The sequence below is a fragment of the Lelliottia sp. 489 genome (genome assembly GCF_050435885.1).
Taxonomy (GTDB): Bacteria; Pseudomonadota; Gammaproteobacteria; order Enterobacterales; family Enterobacteriaceae; genus Enterobacter; species Enterobacter nimipressuralis.
This window is the reverse complement of sequence record NZ_JBNDLC010000002.1, coordinates 64,959-84,289: the sequence shown is the minus strand read 5'-3', so window position 1 is coordinate 84,289 and position 19,331 is coordinate 64,959. Positions and strand designations below refer to the sequence as shown.

General features: G+C 56.3%; 20 protein-coding genes. 11 read left to right on the top strand and 9 right to left on the bottom strand.

Annotated features, from left to right (window positions below):
• Positions 1–22: 22 nt before the first annotated feature.
• From gsiB to ABIE11_RS08440, 5 genes are all read left to right on the top strand, one after another.
• The gene (gene gsiB / locus ABIE11_RS08460; RefSeq protein ID WP_107703965.1) at positions 23–1,561 is read left to right on the top strand and encodes a glutathione ABC transporter substrate-binding protein GsiB; all 1,539 of its coding nucleotides are present in this window, start codon (positions 23–25) and stop codon (positions 1,559–1,561) included.
• A 48-nt stretch (positions 1,562–1,609) separates the two neighbouring features.
• The gene (gene gsiC, locus ABIE11_RS08455) at positions 1,610–2,530 is read left to right on the top strand and encodes a glutathione ABC transporter permease GsiC (protein WP_100777066.1); all 921 of its coding nucleotides are present in this window, start codon (positions 1,610–1,612) and stop codon (positions 2,528–2,530) included.
• A 1-nt stretch (position 2,531) separates the two neighbouring features.
• Entirely contained in the window at positions 2,532–3,443 is a 912-nt protein-coding gene (gene gsiD / locus ABIE11_RS08450; protein ID WP_095281372.1) for a glutathione ABC transporter permease GsiD, read from the top strand.
• A gap of 131 nt (positions 3,444–3,574) precedes the next feature.
• The gene (bssR, locus tag ABIE11_RS08445) at positions 3,575–3,958 is read left to right on the top strand and encodes a biofilm formation regulator BssR (protein WP_100777065.1); all 384 of its coding nucleotides are present in this window, start codon (positions 3,575–3,577) and stop codon (positions 3,956–3,958) included.
• A 108-nt stretch (positions 3,959–4,066) separates the two neighbouring features.
• Positions 4,067–5,185, top strand: a complete 1,119-nt coding sequence (locus ABIE11_RS08440) for a PQQ-dependent sugar dehydrogenase (protein ID WP_429184315.1) — start codon at positions 4,067–4,069, stop codon at positions 5,183–5,185.
• Here the strand turns inward: ABIE11_RS08440 and ABIE11_RS08435 are convergent, their stop codons facing one another.
• Entirely contained in the window at positions 5,186–5,812 is a 627-nt protein-coding gene (locus tag ABIE11_RS08435; RefSeq protein WP_429184314.1) for a glutathione S-transferase family protein, read from the bottom strand.
• A 258-nt stretch (positions 5,813–6,070) separates the two neighbouring features.
• Between ABIE11_RS08435 and dacC the strand changes: the two genes are divergently transcribed.
• Positions 6,071–7,276 carry a serine-type D-Ala-D-Ala carboxypeptidase gene (gene dacC / locus ABIE11_RS08430; RefSeq protein WP_100780743.1) on the top strand — a complete coding sequence of 402 codons (1,206 nt, stop codon included), beginning with the start codon at positions 6,071–6,073 and terminating at the stop codon, positions 7,274–7,276.
• A 117-nt stretch (positions 7,277–7,393) separates the two neighbouring features.
• Here dacC and deoR read toward each other — a convergent pair whose 3' ends face one another.
• The 3 genes from deoR to ABIE11_RS08415 form a co-directional block, all read right to left on the bottom strand.
• Positions 7,394–8,152 carry a DNA-binding transcriptional repressor DeoR gene (gene deoR / locus ABIE11_RS08425; protein ID WP_102105172.1) on the bottom strand — a complete coding sequence of 253 codons (759 nt, stop codon included), beginning with the start codon at positions 8,150–8,152 and terminating at the stop codon, positions 7,394–7,396.
• 67 nt (positions 8,153–8,219) lie between these two features.
• Positions 8,220–8,828 carry an undecaprenyl-diphosphate phosphatase gene (gene ybjG / locus ABIE11_RS08420; RefSeq protein WP_129034304.1) on the bottom strand — a complete coding sequence of 203 codons (609 nt, stop codon included), beginning with the start codon at positions 8,826–8,828 and terminating at the stop codon, positions 8,220–8,222.
• 6 nt (positions 8,829–8,834) lie between these two features.
• Complete coding sequence (locus tag ABIE11_RS08415; protein ID WP_429184313.1) at positions 8,835–9,563, bottom strand: phosphatase PAP2 family protein; 729 nt, start codon at positions 9,561–9,563, stop codon at positions 8,835–8,837.
• Between the two features lie 167 nt (positions 9,564–9,730).
• Here ABIE11_RS08415 and ABIE11_RS08410 point away from each other — a divergent pair, with 167 nt between their 5' ends.
• Entirely contained in the window at positions 9,731–10,960 is a 1,230-nt protein-coding gene (locus ABIE11_RS08410) for an MFS transporter (protein WP_102105170.1), read from the top strand.
• Positions 10,961–11,002: 42 nt separating this feature from the next.
• On the opposite strand, the gene ABIE11_RS08405 is transcribed toward ABIE11_RS08410, so the two are convergent.
• Positions 11,003–11,815 carry a Cof-type HAD-IIB family hydrolase gene (locus ABIE11_RS08405; RefSeq protein WP_429184312.1) on the bottom strand — a complete coding sequence of 271 codons (813 nt, stop codon included), beginning with the start codon at positions 11,813–11,815 and terminating at the stop codon, positions 11,003–11,005.
• Positions 11,805–13,019, bottom strand: a complete 1,215-nt coding sequence (locus ABIE11_RS08400) for an MFS transporter (protein ID WP_429184311.1) — start codon at positions 13,017–13,019, stop codon at positions 11,805–11,807. The genes ABIE11_RS08405 and ABIE11_RS08400 overlap by 11 nt, the downstream gene beginning before the upstream one ends.
• Positions 13,020–13,099: 80 nt before the next feature.
• On the opposite strand from ABIE11_RS08400, the gene ABIE11_RS08395 reads away from it, so the two are divergent.
• Complete coding sequence (locus ABIE11_RS08395) at positions 13,100–13,642, top strand: TetR/AcrR family transcriptional regulator (RefSeq protein ID WP_100777056.1); 543 nt, start codon at positions 13,100–13,102, stop codon at positions 13,640–13,642.
• Positions 13,643–13,644: 2 nt separating this feature from the next.
• On the opposite strand, the gene ABIE11_RS08390 is transcribed toward ABIE11_RS08395, so the two are convergent.
• Both ABIE11_RS08390 and ABIE11_RS08385 read right to left on the bottom strand, forming a co-directional pair.
• Complete coding sequence (locus tag ABIE11_RS08390; protein ID WP_429184310.1) at positions 13,645–14,442, bottom strand: SDR family NAD(P)-dependent oxidoreductase; 798 nt, start codon at positions 14,440–14,442, stop codon at positions 13,645–13,647.
• A 347-nt stretch (positions 14,443–14,789) separates the two neighbouring features.
• The gene (locus ABIE11_RS08385) at positions 14,790–16,475 is read right to left on the bottom strand and encodes an aspartate:alanine antiporter (protein WP_100777054.1); all 1,686 of its coding nucleotides are present in this window, start codon (positions 16,473–16,475) and stop codon (positions 14,790–14,792) included.
• A gap of 277 nt (positions 16,476–16,752) precedes the next feature.
• Between ABIE11_RS08385 and ABIE11_RS08380 the strand changes: the two genes are divergently transcribed.
• Complete coding sequence (locus ABIE11_RS08380; RefSeq protein ID WP_107703957.1) at positions 16,753–17,124, top strand: inner membrane protein YbjM; 372 nt, start codon at positions 16,753–16,755, stop codon at positions 17,122–17,124.
• 29 nt (positions 17,125–17,153) lie between these two features.
• On the opposite strand, the gene ABIE11_RS08375 is transcribed toward ABIE11_RS08380, so the two are convergent.
• On the bottom strand, positions 17,154–17,423 hold the full coding sequence (locus ABIE11_RS08375; RefSeq protein WP_095281388.1) for a GrxA family glutaredoxin: 270 nt from the start codon (positions 17,421–17,423) through the stop codon (positions 17,154–17,156).
• A gap of 187 nt (positions 17,424–17,610) precedes the next feature.
• Here ABIE11_RS08375 and nfsA point away from each other — a divergent pair, with 187 nt between their 5' ends.
• Together nfsA and rimK are read left to right on the top strand one after the other, a co-directional pair.
• Positions 17,611–18,333: a nitroreductase NfsA gene (gene nfsA, locus ABIE11_RS08370; protein ID WP_429184309.1), complete on the top strand. Its 723-nt coding sequence runs from the start codon at positions 17,611–17,613 to the stop codon at positions 18,331–18,333.
• A 70-nt stretch (positions 18,334–18,403) separates the two neighbouring features.
• On the top strand, positions 18,404–19,306 hold the full coding sequence (gene rimK, locus ABIE11_RS08365) for a 30S ribosomal protein S6--L-glutamate ligase (protein WP_100777051.1): 903 nt from the start codon (positions 18,404–18,406) through the stop codon (positions 19,304–19,306).
• Positions 19,307–19,331 lie beyond the last annotated feature (25 nt).

The window sequence follows — 19,331 nt, the reverse complement described above, 5'->3', positions numbered from 1 at the left end:
CAGGGAACAACAGGAGAATACAATGACAAAATTTGTTGCTCGTTCATGGCTGTTAGCCGCGAGCGTGACGGCCGCACTGGCGGCAACGCCTGCATTTGCGGCCAAAGATGTGGTGGTCGCCGTGGCGTCCAACTTCACCACGCTGGACCCGTATGACGCTAACGATACGCTGTCGCAGGCGGTGGCGAAGTCGTTCTATCAGGGGCTGTTTGGCCTTGATAAAGAGATGAAGCTGAAGAATGTGCTGGCCGAAAGCTATACCGTCTCCGATGACGGGCTGGTCTACACCATCAAACTGCGCAGCGGCGTGAAGTTCCAGGATGGAACTGATTTCAATGCTGAAGCCGTGAAGGTGAACCTCGATCGCGCCAGCAACAAAGAAAACAGTCTCAAGCGCTATAACCTCTATAAAAACATCGCCAGCACCGAGGCCGTCGATCCGACGACGGTGAAAATCACCCTTAAAGAGCCGTTCTCGGCGTTTATCAATATCCTGGCGCACCCGGCGACGGCGATGATCTCCCCGGAAGCGCTGAAAAAATACGGCAAAGAGATTGGTTTCCACCCGGTCGGCACCGGGCCGTACGAGCTGGTGACCTGGAATCAGACCGATTTCGTGAAGGTGAAGAAATTCGCCGGATACTGGCAGAAGGGCCTGCCGAAACTGGACTCTATTACCTGGCGTCCGGTTGTCGACAACAACACCCGTGCGGCGATGCTGCAAACCGGCGAAGCGCAGTTTGCCTTCCCGATCCCTTACGAGCAGGCGGCAATCCTTGAGAAAAACAGCAAGCTGGAGCTGGTGGCCAGCCCGTCGATCATGCAGCGCTACATCAGCATGAACGTGACGCAAAAGCCGTTTGATAATCCAAAAGTGCGCGAGGCGATCAACTACGCCATTAACCGTCAGGCACTGGTGAAAGTGGCTTTTGCGGGCTATGCGACCCCGGCAACGGGCATTGTGCCGCCGTCGATTGCCTACGCCCAGAGCTACAAACCCTGGCCTTACGATCCGGCGAAAGCGCGCGAGTTGCTGAAAGAGGCCGGTTTCCCGAACGGCTTTAGCACCACGCTGTGGTCATCTCATAATCACAGCACCGCGCAGAAAGTGCTGCAGTTCACCCAGCAGCAGCTGGCGCAGGTGGGCATCAAAGCGCAGCTGACAGCGATGGACGCGGGCCAGCGTGCGGCGGAAGTGGAAGGCAAAGGGCAGAAAGAGAGCGGTGTGCGCATGTTCTACACCGGCTGGACGGCATCAACGGGTGAAGCAGACTGGGCGCTTTCGCCGCTGTTTGCCTCGCAAAACTGGCCGCCGACGCAGTTTAACACCGCGTTCTACAGCAATCCGCAGGTGGATAAAGATCTGACGGATGCCCTGAAAACCACCAAAACCGACGAGAAAGCGCGTCTGTACAAGGATGCTCAGGATATTCTGTGGAAAGAGTCGCCGTGGGTGCCGCTGGTGGTGGAAAAACTGGTTTCCGCCCACAACAAGGCGCTGACCGGGTTCTACATCATGCCGGATACGGGCTTCAGTTTTGAAGACGCGGATTTGAAATAACAGAACTCATTCCCGCAGGCGATAGTCTGCGGGATGAGAGGGAAAGGCATGCTGAATTACGTTTTTAAACGCCTGCTGGGGCTGATCCCAACGCTGCTGATTGTGGCGGTGCTGGTGTTTCTGTTCGTCCATATGCTGCCCGGCGATCCGGCGCGACTCATCGCCGGGCCGGAGGCGGATGCGACTGTGATCGATATGGTGCGCCAGCAGCTGGGTCTTGATCGGCCGCTGTATGTGCAGTTCTGGCACTACATCACCAACGTGTTGCAGGGCGATTTCGGCATCTCAATGGTGTCGCGACGTCCGGTTTCTGAGGAGATTGCCAGCCGCTTTATGCCGACGTTCTGGCTCACTCTTGCCAGTATGATCTGGGCGATGATTTTTGGTCTTGCCGCGGGGATTATCGCCGCTGTCTGGCGCAACCGCTGGCCGGATAAGCTCGGCATGGCACTGGCCGTCACCGGGATCTCTTTCCCGGCGTTTGCTCTGGGGATGCTGCTGATGCAGATCTTCTCCGTCGAACTGGGCTGGCTGCCGACGGTGGGGGCGGATACGTGGAAGCACTACATTCTGCCGTCGCTCACTTTAGGCGCAGCGGTGGCCGCCGTGATGGCGCGATTTACGCGCGCCTCGTTCGTCGATGTGCTGAGTGAAGACTATATGCGCACCGCGCGCGCCAAAGGTGTGAGTGAAAAGTGGGTGATCCTCAAGCATGGCCTGCGCAACTCGATGATTCCGGTTGTCACGATGATGGGCCTGCAGTTTGGCTTCCTGCTTGGCGGTTCGATTGTGGTGGAGAAGGTCTTTAACTGGCCGGGACTGGGTCGTTTGCTGGTCGATTCCGTCGACATGCGCGACTATCCGGTGATTCAGGCAGAGGTGCTGCTATTTTCACTGGAATTTATTCTTATCAACTTAGTGGTGGATGTGCTCTACGCCGCCATTAACCCGGCTATCAGGTACAAGTAACATGCGATTGTTTAACTGGCGTCGTCAGGCCATTTTAAAGGCTATGCCGGGGTTAAAACCGGACCATATCCGCACGCCGTGGCTGGAGTTCTGGCGGCGATTTCGTCGTCAGCCGGTGGCAATGACCGCCGGACTGTTTGTGCTGCTGCTGATCGTAGTGGCGATTCTGGCACCCTGGATCACGCCGTTCGATGCGGAAAACTACTTCGATTACGATCGACTGAACGATGGCCCGTCAATGATGCACTGGTTTGGCGTGGACTCTCTCGGGCGCGATATCTTTAGCCGCGTGCTGGTCGGCGCACAAATTTCGCTGGCGGCGGGGGTTTTCGCGGTGCTGATTGGCGCTGCCATCGGTACGGTGCTGGGGCTGCTGGCGGGGTTCTACGAAGGCTGGTGGGACCGCATCATCATGCGTATCTGCGACGTGCTGTTTGCCTTCCCCGGTATTTTGCTGGCGATCGCCGTCGTCGCAATAATGGGCAGCGGGATGGCTAATGTGATCATCGCCGTGGCGGTCTTTTCCATTCCTGCGTTTGCCCGTCTGGTGCGCGGAAATACGCTGGTGCTGAAGCAACAGACGTTTATCGAGTCGGCGCGCAGTATTGGTGCCAGCGATGCGACCATCTTGTTTAACCACATCCTGCCCGGTACGGTCTCATCCATTGTGGTCTATTTCACCATGCGTATCGGCGTGTCGATCATCTCAGCGGCGAGCCTCTCATTCCTGGGATTAGGCGCACAGCCGCCGACGCCGGAGTGGGGCGCAATGCTCAATGAAGCGCGGGCTGACATGGTGATTGCGCCTCACGTGGCGATCTTCCCAAGCCTCGCGATCTTCTTTACCGTGCTGGCCTTTAACCTGCTGGGTGACGGCCTGCGCGACGCGCTGGACCCGAAGATTAAAGGGTAGGGCTGAGGGCCGGAGGTTGTAACATTGTAAAGAATGTTAATCAGTTACGATTTATTGACCTGACGCATTAATCTGGTCAAAAAATGAGCTTATTCTGATCGTGCACAATGGCTGACAAGGGAGGAAATAGCATGTCCGTTGACAGACTGAAACGCGATCTACTGAACAAGCTGATCAATGCCCGGATTGACCTTGCGGCATACCTGCAGTTAAGGATGGCAAAAGGGTATATGTCAGTCAGCGAAAGCGACCATCTGCGCGATAATTGTTTTGAACTGTGTGACTACATGCGTGAAAAAGCGCCGATCCTGCGGGATTATTACGACGCTGATGAACAGCTTGTCCTGCAACGCGCGGCTGACGCGTTGTCAAAAGCTGCCGTATGCCTGATGACCGGACACCATGATTGTCCAACGTTTGTCGCCGTCAGCGCGGAGAAACTGGAGCACTCCCTGACGACACTGACTCTCTGCATTATGTGCCTGAAAGAGCACGCCGCGCTCCATCAGCACTAAACTCCGGGGGAGGCGACTCCCCCTTCTGATTAAGCTTTTGTAAAAGTGCTCACGCGCCCGGTCGGCCTGGCTACTCTTTATGCCAAACGTCGAAAAAAGGAGTGCGTAATGCGCCGATCTTCGCTGATTCCTCTGTCTCTCTTCTTTCTCTCCGCTTACGTAATGGCGGCACCCGGCGCAGTCAACGTCGATGTGCTGCAAACTAAACTCGATCACCCGTGGTCGCTGGCCTTTTTGCCGGATAATCAGGGCATGCTGATCACCCTCAGGGGCGGGCAGCTCAAGCACTGGCAGGCGGGAAAAGGGCTGTCAGATCCGATCGTCGGGATACCCAAAGTGTGGGATAGCGGGCAGGGCGGTCTGTTGGACGTGGTGCTGGCTCCGGATTTTGAACAGTCGCGCCGTATCTGGCTCAGCTACGCCGAAGTCGGTAACGACGGTAAAGCGGGCACGGCAGTAGGATATGGTCGCCTGAGCGAGGATCTCTCGCGCGTCGAGGCTTTCCAGGTGGTGTTCCGCCAGATGCCAAAACTGTCGACGGGAAATCACTTCGGCGGGCGACTGGTGTTCGACGGAAAAGGCTATCTGTTTATCGGCCTGGGTGAAAACAATCAGCGTCCGACGGCGCAGGATCTGGATAAGCTGCAAGGGAAAGTGGTACGCCTGACGGATCAGGGCAAAGTGCCCGCGGATAATCCGTTCGTCGATAAAGCAGGCGCACGCCCGGAAATCTGGTCCTACGGCATCCGTAATCCGCAGGGAATGGCGATGAACCCCTGGACCGACGCGCTGTGGCTGAATGAGCACGGCCCGCGTGGCGGCGATGAGATTAACATCCCTGAAAAAGGCAAAAACTACGGCTGGCCGCTGGCAACGCACGGGATTAACTACAGCGGCCTGAAAATTCCGGAAGCCAAAGGCGAGCATGTCGAAGGCACGGAGCCGCCGCTGTTTGTCTGGAAAGTATCGCCTGCGGTGAGCGGCATGGCGTTCTACAACAGCGACGTCTTCCCGCAGTGGAAAAACAAACTGTTCGTGGGCGCGCTGAAAGAGAAAGACGTGATTGTCCTGAGCGTGGACGGCAATAAGGTGACGGAAGACGGGCGGATTCTGGGGGATAAAGGCAACCGCATCCGCGATGTGCGGGTGGGGCCGGATGGCTATCTGTATGTATTAACGGATGAATCAGACGGGCAACTGTTGAAAGTCAGCCCGTCCGGGGCGTGATTAGCTCACGGGGATCATGATCGCTTTTTGGAAGGCCGGGCGCGCTTTGAGCTGTGCGAACCAGCGCTCCAGGTTTGGATACGATCCCCACTCCAGACCGATGTTGGTCAGGTTCCAGATAAACGGCGCGACCGCGATATCGCCCACGCCAAACGCGGAGCCTGAGAGCCACGGCTGGTTCGCGAGTGCGTCATCCAGCAGGGCAAACAGTTTTTCGCACGCCGCTTTTCCAGCGTCGATCGCCGCATAATCACGCTCGGCTTCCGGGGTTCTGACCAGGCCCATCAGGATCGGGCGGTGCGCGGGGGAGAGCGTCTGGTTTGCCCAATCCATCCATTTTTCACCCTCGGCACGGCGGGCAGGATTGTCCACCCACAGGCGGTTTTGCCCGTACTGTGCTGCCAGATAGCGCACAATGGCGTTCGATTCCCACAGGATTAAGTCGGTTTCATCGTCGCGCAGCAGCGGCACCAGTCCATTAGGGTTCATCGCCAGATACTCGGCATCGTTATTCACGCCAAACTGCAAACCGGCCATGATCTGGTTAAACGGTAAATCCAGCTCTTCCAGCGTCCAGAGCACTTTCTTGACGTTGGTTGAATTGTTCCTGCCCCACAGCGTAATCATATTGACTCCTGAATGAGTGAAATAACCTGAGTGGTGAATCAAAGCCTACGATTGCACATGGTGAGATAAACCTAACATTTACGCAACAGAAGACAAAAAAATCGCATCCGGGACAGCACCCCGGCCCGTTATTGCGTAAACTTTAAAAACTTTACCTGGTTTAGGTTTCTTTAGACTCATTAGTACGTTATTACTCATCGCTTCTTGCGACACGGTGATGTGACGTGATTTTTTAGAAAGGACACTCGGGTGGCATTTATGACGCATACAACTTCTTCTCTGCGCAGCCTGGCGGCAGGCTCCGCACTGCTTTTCCTGTTTTCCCCCACACTTTTTGCGGCTGAAACGGCAGCACCAGAAGCGCCTCCGGTCGACGCGCGCGCGTGGATCCTGATGGACTACGCCAGCGGCAAAGTTCTGGCGGAAGGCAACGCGGACGAACAGCTCGATCCCGCGAGTCTAACCAAAATCATGACCAGCTACGTGGTCGGGCAGGCGCTCAAAGCAAACAAAATTAAGCTCGACGACATGGTGACCATTGGCAAAGACGCCTGGGCCACCGGCAACCCGGCCCTGCGCGGCTCGTCCGTGATGTTCCTGAAACCGGGTGACCAGGTTTCCGTGTCGGATCTGAATAAAGGGGTGATTATTCAGTCGGGGAACGACGCCTGTATCGCGCTGGCGGATTACGTCGCGGGCAGCCAGGACTCCTTTATCGGCCTGATGAATGGTTACGCGCAAAAGCTCGGCCTGACCAAAACCACCTTCAAAACGGTCCACGGCCTGGACGCGCCGGGGCAGTTCAGTACCGCCCGCGATATGGCGCTGCTGGGCAAAGCGCTGATCCACGACGTGCCGGATGAGTACGCCATCCATAAAGAGAAAGAGTTTACGTTCAACAAGATCCGCCAGCCGAACCGCAACCGTCTGCTGTGGAGCAGCAATGTGAATGTGGACGGCATGAAAACCGGCACCACCGCAGGCGCAGGCTATAACCTGGTGGCGTCTGCGACCCAGGGCGATATGCGTTTGATCTCCGTGGTGCTTGGCACCAAAACCGACCGCATCCGCTTTAATGAATCCGAAAAACTGCTGACCTGGGGCTTCCGCTTCTTCGAAACGGTGACGCCAATTAAACCTGACGCGACCTTTATCAGCCAGCGCGTCTGGTTCGGAGATAAGAGTGAAGTGAATCTGGGCGCGGGTGAAGCGGGTTCTGTGACGATCCCGCGTGGTCAGCTTAAGAATCTGAAAGCGAGCTACACTCTGACCGATCCACAGCTGACCGCGCCGCTGAAAAAGGGCCAGGTGGTCGGCACGATCGATTTCCAGCTTAACGGCAAATCCATTGAGCAGCGTCCGCTGATCGTGATGGAAGCGGTGGAAGAGGGTGGATTCTTCAGCCGGATGTGGGACTTCGTGATGATGAAATTCCACTCGTGGTTTGGTAGCTGGTTCTCATAAAAGCAAAACGATAACCGCAAGGTTATCGTTTTGAGTGTTTGCCTCCTCCCCCGACGGGGGAGGGATAAGGTGAGAGCATCAGACCGCGCTGGCGGCTAAGCCCGGCAAAACCCCCAGTCAGTACATCAATTTAATCTGCTGCGCTTTGGCGTGTGCGACCAGCTCGTCATCCGGGCGGCAGTCGCTGACAATCGCATCAAAGCGTGCCAGATCGCCCATTCTTGCTGAACGCACTTTGCCAAATTTGCTGTGATCCACCACCAGCACATGATACTGCGCGGCATTCATTGCCCAATGCTTCACCGTTAACTCTTCGAGGTTAAAACAGGTTGCGCCCTGGCGCACGCTCACGCCTGCCGCTGAGTAAAAGGCGATATCCGGACAGAGATTGCTCAGGGTGTCCTGAAGATTCAACGGCTTGAAAATGGCATTGCTGGCGTGAAACTCACCGCCGCAGAGGATCACCCGACACTCAGGTTTCTCCTGGAGGGCCAGAAAGGTATTCAGGGAGTAGCACACCGCCGTGAACGGCAGCGCGTTATCAATGGCTTCGATAATCCATGGCGTGGTGGTGCCGCAGTCGAAAAACAGCGTCTGATGCGGTTGCACGAGGGAGGCGGCCAGCCGTGCGGCTTTGCGTTTTTCCTCAACCAGGCGGGTTTTCTGATCGCTCAGCAGATAGTGGCTGCCGCTGCGTGGCTCCAGCACGATATAGCCGCCGAGCAGCACCACGGGAGCACTCTCGCTGTTCAGGTCGCGACGGATGGTCATCTCGGAAACGCCGAGCAGAGTGGCAGCTTCTTTGAGATGCAGCTTATCGCTGCGCTTCAGGGCTTGCAGCAGCTGGGAGATGCGGTCGTCGCGTCGTGTTTCCATAGATCCTCGGGGCGAAAAGGTGAACCCCCACAATGTGGGGGTTCAAGTGTAACCTGTCGGACCGGGATTAGTCACGTATCCAGCCTTTGCGGATCGGGAGAGCAAAGCAGATACGGTAGACGCGCTGCAGCCCGCGATAAATCTGCTGCCCCATGATATTCCACAGGATTTGCGCGCTCAGGCAGCCCATCATTCCGACCAGCAGTCCGCCCAGCATATCCAGCGGCCAGTGGACGCCGAGATAGACCCGCGACCAGGCAATGCCGAGTGCGATCGCCATCAGAACCACGCCCGACCAGACGCGGTGCCAGAACAAAAAGGCCAGTGCGAAGGTGAAAATCACGGTGCCGTGATCGCTCGGGAAGGAGTCGTCAGCCGCATGGTGCAGGAAGTTTGAACCGATATGATCGACAAATGGACGGTCGTGCGGGAACAGATGCCCCAGCGTCCAGGAGGCGGTCATGCTAACCGCCAGCGCCATCGCCACCTTTATCACCAGCTGACGCTGCGCGCTGACCTGCTTGCGCGGCCCCCACAGCCAGAGTATCGCGATCAGCAAGGGCACGATGTTAATCAGATCCTTCGCCACAAATTTGGCAAACATAATCATCCACTCCGGTGACGCCGGGGTGGCATTAATCAGATAAAACAGTCCGTAATTGAGATTCTCTAGCATTCCAACTCACTCTTTTGCAAACCAGGCAGAAACAAGGCCGTAAGCCACGACCTGAGAAAACCAAACCCACCAACCTGCCCACAGGTTGTGAGAGAAGAAATGGGCGCCGCGCATGACCTGGCCGAAGCCCATCGTCAGGCCCGCCACCGCACCCAGCGCCACGAAACACCACGCCAGACGAGGGCGCTCGCGCCAGAAGGCGAAAAACAGCCCCATCACCATAAAGCCGCTCGATGCGTGCCCGCCAGGGAAGCAACGACCGGGGCCGCTGCCTTCAGGCGTACTGCTAAACAGCGGATACGAAACCGCTTTGCCGCCGTACTCCAGCAGATCCCACGGACAGCTGTGATGGCTGGTACTTTTCAGCACACCGACCACTAGGGTGCCAAGTCCCATCAGCAGCGCTCCGGTGACCAGCGGCATGTTGCGACGAAAGGCGCCGTAAATCAGCGCCACGGCCGCCGTCGCAATCGCAACGTACTTCGCCAGTCGATGGTTTAGCAGATCCAGCAGCGCGTTTTGCTGCAGCGGGAAATGGTGGCTGGCGGCGTCATACCAGAAACCCGTGATCCAGCGGTCGAGCGTCTCATCGCGCGAAAGCCAGGTAAACAGCACCGCCATCAGCAGTAGCGCGAAAAGCTGATAACCATAAAAGCGCACCGGTAAACGGTAAAGGGGTTTTATCTTAGTTGTCGGTGACTTAGATAAATCCGAAGGGGCAGTATGTTGAGCCATAATGACGTTCGTTGACGGGAAATAGGCCCATCATAAAGGTGTCAACTTAAGGAAACCTTAAACGACGACGATATGTGCTTTATTTCTGTTTATCTTCGATAATTCACTATCTCGCGACCGGGCATTTCATTAAACTCATCGCGATTTTTTCATCAAAAAGAGACTGCATGTTAAACCGTTCTTCTTCCGGTAATCGTCTGGGTCGTCAGGCGTTACTTTTCCCTCTGTGTCTGGTGCTTTACGAATTCTCCACCTATATCGGCAACGATATGATCCAGCCGGGTATGCTGGCCGTGGTGGAGCAGTACAACGCCGGGATCGAGTGGGTACCGACATCCATGACTGCCTATCTGGCTGGCGGCATGTTTTTGCAGTGGCTGCTGGGGCCGCTGTCGGATCGCATTGGCCGTCGCCCAGTGATGCTGACCGGCGTGGTGTGGTTTATCGTCACCTGCCTCGCCATTCTGCTGGCGCAAACGATTGAACAATTCACGCTGCTGCGATTCTTGCAGGGGGTGAGCCTGTGCTTTATCGGCGCCGTGGGGTATGCCGCTATTCAGGAGTCTTTCGAGGAGGCGGTGTGTATCAAAATCACCGCCCTGATGGCGAACGTGGCGCTGATTGCGCCGCTGCTCGGCCCGCTGGTGGGCGCGGCGTGGGTGCACGTTGCGCCGTGGGAAGGGATGTTTGTGCTGTTCGCGGCGCTGGCGGCGATTTCGTTCTTCGGTTTGCACCGCGCAATGCCAGAGACCGCCACCCGCCTGGGCGAAAAACTGTCCCTTAAAGAGCTGGGGCGCGACTATAAAGAGGTGCTCAGGAATGGCCGCTTTGTGGCGGGCGCGCTGGCGACCGGGTTTGTCAGCCTGCCGCTACTGGCGTGGATTGCCCAGTCACCGGTCATTATTATTAGCGGCGAGAAGCTCAGTAGCTACGAATACGGTCTACTGCAGGTGCCTGTTTTTGGCGCGCTGATTATCGGTAACCTGGTGCTGGCACGCCTCACATCCCGTCGTAGCGTTCGCTCGCTGATCATTATGGGCGGCTGGCCGATTGTGGCCGGGCTGGTGGTTGCAGCGGTGGCGACCGTCGCCTCTTCACACGCTTATCTGTGGATGACAGCCGGGCTGAGTATTTATGCCTTTGGGATTGGCCTGGCGAATGCCGGGCTGGTGCGCCTGACGCTGTTTGCCAGCGAGATGAGTAAAGGCACCGTATCCGCCGCGATGGGGATGCTGCAGATGCTGATCTTTACCGTGGGCATTGAAGTCAGTAAACACGCCTACAGCTTTGGCGGTAACGGGCTGTTCAGCCTGTTTAACCTCGCCAATGGCGTGCTGTGGCTGGGGCTGATGGTGATGTTCCTGAAAGATAAACGCGTCGGCAGCGCGTTACAGTAAGTTGTTGCCCGGTGGCGTTACGCTTACCGGGCAATTCGCGCGCTAGTTAAACGGCGCTTCCCCGTTCAACGCTTTTTCGATCACATCCAGCACGCCTTCGTCGTTATTGTGCGGCGCCTCGAAACGCGCCTCGGCCTTGATATTCGGTTTGGCGTTTGCCATCGCAAAGCTAAAGCCCGCCTGCCGCAGCATCTCAACGTCATTCCCACTGTCGCCAAACACCACCACTTCGCTATCGTCGATACCCCAGTGCCGCTGCAAAATACGCAGCCCGTTCGCCTTGTGCACGCCTGGAATTATCAGATCGATATTGCCATGGCCGGTGGTCACCGGAACCATAATGTCGCTCAGTTCCTGATGGATCATCGCCTGCACGCGCGGGATTTCGCTGTCCGGCAGATTCAATCCAAACTTAAAGAAGATATCATCAAGATGGTCAAAGTTATCAACCATTTCCAGACGATGGTAATACTTCGCCGCCATCTCTTTGAGATTGTCATCGTAAGATTTCAGGGTATAGGCGCTGCTCTTCCCGCAGGCGATCACTTCCACTTCCGGCAGAGAGCAGAGGAAACGCGCCACCGTGTCGAACTGGTTTTTGGTCAGTTCACCGTTAAACACATCTTCGCGAGCGTTCACCACCCAGCCGCCGTTTTCGGCGACAAAAGCGATCTCATCGGCAATCTCCGGGAAAAAGGAGATAAGCTGGTAATACTGATTCCCGCTGGCAACCACAAAGCGAATATCTTGCGCCTTCATGCGCGCATATTGCGCCAGAAAGCGTTCGCGGTTATAGGTTTTGGCGTCGCTCAGGAAGGTTCCATCCATGTCGACGGCGATTAACTTAACGCTCATATCCCTTCTCCATTGCTGAATCTTGTGTTGTAGGTTTTGCCACGGCTTTTGCGACCAGCGCAGCGACAATGACCAGGGCTAATACCACCAGCATGGCGCTGCGTAACCCGTAATGTTCGCCGAGGAACCCGAGCAGCGGCGGGCCGACCAGGAAGGCGAGATAGCCGGTGGTGGCAACCACGCTGACGCGCGTCGGGGCGTCCGGGCCGGTATCGCTGGCTGCCGAAATGGTGAGCGGGAACCCGAGTGACGCACCGGCGCCCCACAGAATGACCGAAACACCGGCGATCCAGTCCACGTCGACAAAAATAATCAGCGCGATACCGAGCGCGCCCATCATCGCGCTGGCACGCACCACGGCCACGCGGCTGTAACGATCGATAAACCAGCCGCCCGTAAAGCGCCCGACGGTCATCCCGAGGGTAAACCCGGCGTAGATCAGTGAACCGGAGGTAGGGCTAAAACCGTGGCCGTCGACCATCAGCAGCGGCAGCCAGTCGTTCGCGGAGCCTTCGGCAAACGCCATCGCCAGCACCACTACGCCAATCAACATCAGCTGCATATCGCGATAAAAAGGTAACCCTTTCTGGGTCGACTTTTGCTCTTCCGCGCTGTTTTTGCCCGTGCCGTCAGGAATGAAGGTAATGCCCGTCAAAATCGGCAAAATACAGATCAGCGCCGCCAGTAAAATGTGCAGGCTCGCGGCGGTCCCAAAGGCGGTCAACGCCATACCCACACCGGCACCGGCCAGCGTGCCGAGGCTGTAGAAGCCGTGCATCATCGGCAGAACGGTTTTATTCAGCTCGCGCTCGACGGCGGCGCCTTCGACGTTAATCGCCACTTCCGCCGCGCCAAAGCTGCCACCAAAGACCATCAGACCAAAGGCAAACATTACCGGCGACGCAAACCACAGGGCGGCGCTGAGGATCAGCATGCCGACCACGGCGCTGCACATGGTGGTACGAATCACTTTACGCGTACCAAAGCGCTTCACCAGCCATGCCGAGCAGAGAATACCGCTCATCGAACCGATCGACAGACCAAACAGCACGATGCCCATCTCTGCCGTCGAGACCGACAGAATATCGCGGATCGCGGGGGTGCGCGTCGCCCAGGACGCCATCAGCAATCCGGGGATGAAAAAGAACATAAACAGTGCCCACAGGCGGCGCTGCAGGGCTTTACGGGGAGAGATCAACGTCATTGAGGAGCACCAGAAGTACAACAATAGCGACAACACTAGCAAGTTTGTGTACATTTGTACACAAACCGAAAGGGGAAAAGATGAGCAGACGACCAAACGATCCGCAGCGTCGGGAGCGGATCCTTCAGGCCACCCTGGAGTCCATTGCAGAGCATGGCATAAATGCCGTGACGCACCGTAAAATCGCCAGCTGCGCGGGCGTGCCGCTGGGGTCGATGACCTATTATTTCGACGGGATAGACTCGCTGCTCGAAGAGGCGTTCACCGGTTTTACCCAGCAAATGTCGCTGCAATACCGCGAATTTTTTGCCGGTGTTACCGGTCCTGAAATGGCCTGTGAGGCGATCACCACCCTGATCCACAGCTCAGAAGTGACCACGCCGCACAATATGGAGCTGATGTACCAGCTGTATGCGCTGATGAGCCGTAAACCGGCGCTTAAAAAAGTGATGCAGGACTGGATGCAAACCAGCCAGAGCACGCTTGAGCAGTGGTTTGACCCGGTGACGACGCGTGCGCTCGATGCGTTTATCGAGGGCATGACCCTGCATTTTGTGACGGACCGGGAGCCGCTGTCACGCGAAGAGATCAGGGCGATGGTGAGGCGCATCGCAGGATTTTAGCATTAGCCGAGGGTCGCACCCGCCGTCACGTTGACCATCGTCGCGGTCATCGCACGGGCATGTTCAGAGGCCAAAAATGCAATCACACCGGCCACCTGCGGCAGGGTTGGCAGCCGCTTGAGCATTGTGCTTTGCGCGGCACCTTCCATAAATTGCTCGATCGTCACTCCCATCGACTGCGCTTTTATCGCAAATAACTCTCCTGTGTAAGAACCCGCCTGAACCGCGCCGCTGATGGCATGAGAGCGTACGCCCGTAACGCGGATGTTCTTAGGCCCCAGTTCGCTGGCAAGCGCGTTAACGAACGCCTCAATGCCCGCGCAGCCGACGATATGCCCAAGATGACCGGGTATCGCCATCGGGCCTGCCGGTGCGACAACGGTGATTATCACGCCCTCGCGATCGCCACCCATATGGGGGACGACGGCCTTTGAGAGAGTGAAAAGGGCGGTGAGAAAAGGATCAAATCCCTGCCTGAACTCTGCCAGGGATAACTCTGCGAGGCGTTTGCCTTGCTCGTGCATAAATCCTGTTGCGTTAACGACCATATCAATGCCGCCAGTCTGCTGAGCCAGTTTCGCGGTTTGCTCAAGAACAGAACGTTCATCAAGGACGTCGATGACACGTGATTCTGCGATTCCACCGGCAGAACGGATGTCGTTAGCCACGCGCTCCAGCTTATCCCGATTTCGGGCGACGAGGAAAACATGCGCTCCCTCTCGCGCCAGTACTCGCGCGGTTTCGCTACCTATCGCGCCGCTTGCGCCGAAAATGACAACGGTTTTGGTTTTCATCAGCATGGCCTTTTTTCAATTAAAGAGGCAGGGATAGTTCAAAGTATGGGTGCAAATGGGGTAGGGGCAAGCGGAGGAAACTGGCACCTGGTTACAGCTTATATCATGGGGTAATGGTGCTAGTGCGACGGTGATATTGATGGAGCAGGAAAGGAGGGGGACGCAGCTGATTTGATATGGCTGTGAATTTCAGGCAACAAAAAACCCATCAACCTTGAACCAAAATGGCGGGGTTGATGGGCTCCACAAAATGGGGGACATCAAAGAAAAGCAGTGGCAATAGTTATGACTGCCTCATATACAAAAAGTTCTGCGCATCGCGAAAATAATTCGGTGATGCGCAAACTTCAGAGTTATCCGAGCGCGGGCCAGATAATGATGATCAGCGTACCGGCTAGCGTCAGCAGGACGTTGGCGATGGCGTACGTGCCTGCGTAGCCCAGCGCCGGGATGTTGCTGCGGGCGGTGTCGCTGATGATTTCCATCGCCGGTGCACAGGTGCGCGCGCCCATCATGGCGCCAAACAGCATTGCGCGGTTCATGCGCAGCACGTAAGCGCCGAACAGGAAGCAGATTACCACCGGCAGCAGGCTGACGATCAACCCGGCGACCAGCATCTGCCAGCCGACGGCACCCAGACTGTGTCCGATGCCGCTGCCTGCGCTCAAACCCACGCCCGCCATAAAGACCATCAGGCCGAACTCTTTCACCATGTTCAGCGCGCCCTGCGGGATATAGCCGAAGGTCGGGTGGTTGGCTCGCAGGAAGCCGAGCATGATCCCGGCGAACAACAGACCCGCAGCGTTACCCACGCCGAAGCTAAAGTTGCTGAACTGGAAAGTGATCATCCCAATCATCAGGCCGACAATAAAGAAGGCGCAGAAGGCGAGCAGGTCGGTAACCTGGCTGTGAATGGAGATAAAGCCGATGCGGTCGGCAACGGTTTTCACGCGGCGCGCGTCGCCACTGACCTGAAGAACGTCGCCTTTGTTTAGCACGACGTTATCGTCAATGGGCATCTCAATCTGGCTGCGGATGACCCGGTTCAGGAAGCAGCCGTGATCCGTCAGCTTCAGCTGTGCCAGACGACGCCCGACGGCGTTATGGTTTTTCACCACAATCTCTTCCGTGACGATACGCATGTCGAGCAGGTCGCGGTCGAACACCTCTTTACCGTTACGGAAACTCGGGTCAAGGCGCGCGTGCGCGTCCGGGTAGCCGACCAGGGCGATATCATCCCCCATCTGCAGCACTGCATCACCGTCCGGGTTAGCCAGAATACCGTTACGGCGGATACGTTCGATATAGCAGCCCGTCTGGCGGTAGATACCCAGTTCGCGCAGGTTTTTGCCGTCGGCCCAGGCAACCAGCTCCGGCCCGACGCGATAGGCGCGAATGACGGGCAGATAGACTTTACGTTTGGTGTCGGTGTCCAGACCGCGCTCGCGCGCAATCTGCTGGGCGCTGGTCTGGAGATCCTGATGCTGGAGTTTAGGCAGGTAACGCGCAGCGACGATAAGGCTCACCAGCCCAATCAGATAGGTCAGGGCGTAGCCGAGACTCAGGTGGTCGAGCGCCAGCGAAAGCTGACCGCTCTCCATACCCGAGTGGCGCAACGTATCACCCGCACCAACCAGCACCGGCGTCGAAGTCATCGAACCGGCCAGCATCCCGGCGGTTAAGCCGATATCCCAGCCAAACAGTTTACCCAGCCCTAACGCTATCACCAGGGCGCTGCCGACCATCACCAGCGCCAGCATCAGATAATTTTTGCCGTCGCGGAAAAAAATTGAAAAAAAGTTCGGCCCTGCTTCCACGCCAACACAAAAAATAAACAGCATAAAACCGAGATTAAGCGCATCCGTGTTAATGCTGAAATGCTGCTGGCCTAATAATAATGAGACCACTAAAACGCCAATGGAATTACCAAGTTGAACTGAACCCAGGCGTAATTTACCCAGACACAATCCCAGTGCCAGTACAACAAATAATAACAGGATGTAATTCCCATTTAACAAATCTGCGACGTTTATATTCACGGAGGCTAACTTCTTGTTTACCGTTAAGCTGTTGAAAGGATGGGGGATTTAGGCTACTGTTTTATCACATGTGAGTGAAGGGATTCTCCCTTTCGCCCATACAGAATATATCCCACAGAACAATAACTGGCCGATAGTCTAATCGTATTAGATATCCAGGGCCAGAAAAGATCGCGTAACAATCTATGAGCTTTGGCAAGGAATGCCACATTGCATTATCTGACTGGGCGTCCTCTGGACGAATGTGTATTCGATAGTGATGGAGTCAGGAGGATTTTTGAACATCAAGCGGAACTGGACAGGTGTCGTCTGCTGTTTTCTACTGTTTATCGCCGTATGCCTTTCTTTAGCCTTCCACGTGAAGGGGGCATTCAGGGCATCAGGCCATCCTGAACTGGGTTTACTCTTTTTCATTTTGCCAGGCGTGGTGGCGAGTTTTCTCTCGCGCGGGGGAGAAGTGGTCAAACCGCTGATTGGCGCGATGCTTGCGGCACCGTTATGTCTGGTGGTGATGCGTCTCGTTTTTGTTTCGCCGCGCTCGTTATGGCAAGAGCTGGCGTGGCTGTTAAGCGGGATTTTCTGGTGTGCGTTAGGTGCGCTCTGTTTTATGTTTGTACGCAGCCTGGTGCATCGCTGGCGACACAAATAAAAACGCCCTCCTGAGAGGGCGTTATCGCGTTACTGGGCTGCAAACAGTCCCAGATTTTCTTTCGCGTAGGCTTCGAAATCGGTGAAGCCGCCAATGTGCGTCTGATCGAGGAAAATCTGCGGAACAGTTTCAACAGGTTTACCCACGGTTTTTTCCAGATCGGCTTTGCTGATGCCTTCCGCGTGGATATCCACGTAGCGGAAGTTAAAATCATCGCGCTCGGCGGTCAGTTTTTCTGCCAGTTCTTTAGCGCGGACGCAGTAAGGGCATCCCGGACGTCCAAAAATCACTGCAAACATATCTCTCTCCTCAAAACGTAAGCCCGACGGCGAATGGCGCTTAGTGTGCCCGATAACCCTTGCTCATGGAAAGCAGGTTTTACCTGTCGCTTTAATACTTACAGACTATGTTTTGCCAATTACATCACACTTTTCTTTGCCTATACTGGCTGTCAAACCGCGTTCAGACAGACAAAAGAGAGACCCAATGACGCCGACTATTGATACCATTCGCGCCCACCGTTCCATCCGCCATTTTACCGATCGGTCAATCAGCGACGCCGAGCGCGAGGCGATCGTGGACAGCGCGAGAGCAACCTCCAGCTCCAGTTTTTTGCAGTGCACATCGATTATTCGTATCACCGACCCCGCAATGCGTGAAAAGCTGGTGACACTCACCGGCGGTCAACCGCACGTGGCGCAGGCCGCGGAGTTTTGGGTGTTTTGCGCCGACTTCAACCGCCATCTGCAAATCTGCCCGGATGCCCAACTGGGTCTGGCGGAACAACTGCTGCTTGGCGTCGTGGACACGGCGATGATGGCGCAAAATGCGCTGACGGCGGCGGAATCCCTGGGACTAGGTGGCGTGTACATTGGCGGCCTGCGTAACAATATCAACGACGTGACCGAACTGCTGGCGTTGCCAAAACATGTTTTACCGCTGTTTGGCCTGTGCCTCGGCTGGCCGGCAGATAACCCGGATCTCAAGCCGCGTATGCCAGCGGCGATGCTTGTGCATGAAAATCATTACCAGCCGGTGGATGCGCAGGTTCTCGCCCAGTATGACGAAGAACTCGCCAGCTACTATCTGTCGCGCGGAAGCAATAATCGCCGCGATACCTGGAGCGATCACATCCGTCGCACCATCATTAAAGAAAACCGTCCGTTTATTCTCGACTATTTGCATAAACAGGGCTGGGCTGTGCGTTAAGTCCATTCATCCTGTGCCAGCCTGCGTGTATGATACGCAGGCTTTTATCGAGTCTTTAGAGAGGTGCAGGGTGAAAATTGCCATTTTGTCCCGGGATGGAACGCTCTATTCGTGTAAACGTCTGCTTGAGGCAGCTAATAAGCGTGGCCATCTGGTTGAGATCCTCGATCCGCTGTCGTGCTATATGAACATCAGCCCGGCGGCGTCCTCGATACATTACAAAGGCCGCCATCTGCCGCACTTCGATGCGGTGATCCCCCGCATCGGCTCGCAAATTACCTTCTACGGCACCGCCGCGCTGCGCCAGTTTGAAATGCTCGGCAGCTATCCGCTAAATGAATCCGTCGCCATTACCCGTGCGCGTGACAAGCTCCGCTCCCTGCAACTGCTCGCCCGTCAGGGGATCGATCTGCCTGTCACCGGTATTGCCCATTCGCCGGACGACACCAGCGATCTGATCGACATGGTCGGCGGCGCGCCGCTGGTGGTGAAACTGGTGGAAGGCACACAGGGTATCGGCGTGGTGCTGGCCGAAACGCGCCAGGCTGCCGAGAGCGTGATCGACGCCTTTCGTGGTCTCAATGCTCACATTCTGGTGCAGGAATATATTGAAGAGGCGAAAGGGCGCGATATTCGTTGCCTGGTGGTCGGCGACGAAGTGGTGGCTGCCATTGAACGTCAGGCGAAAGACGGTGATTTTCGCTCGAATCTGCACCGGGGCGGCGTGGCGCGGATAGCTGACATCAGCGATCGCGAACGCGAGATTGCCATCAAAGCGGCGCAAACCCTGGGGCTGGATATTGCAGGCGTCGATATTCTGCGCGCCCATCGCGGGCCGCTGGTGATGGAAGTCAATGCGTCACCCGGCCTTGAAGGCATCGAAAAAACCACCGGAATAGATATCGCCGGTAAAATGATCTCCTGGATCGAACGCCACGCCACGCCGGGCTTTTGCCTGAAAACGGGTGGTTAGGGCTGCATTTTTTGCGTAATCTAAG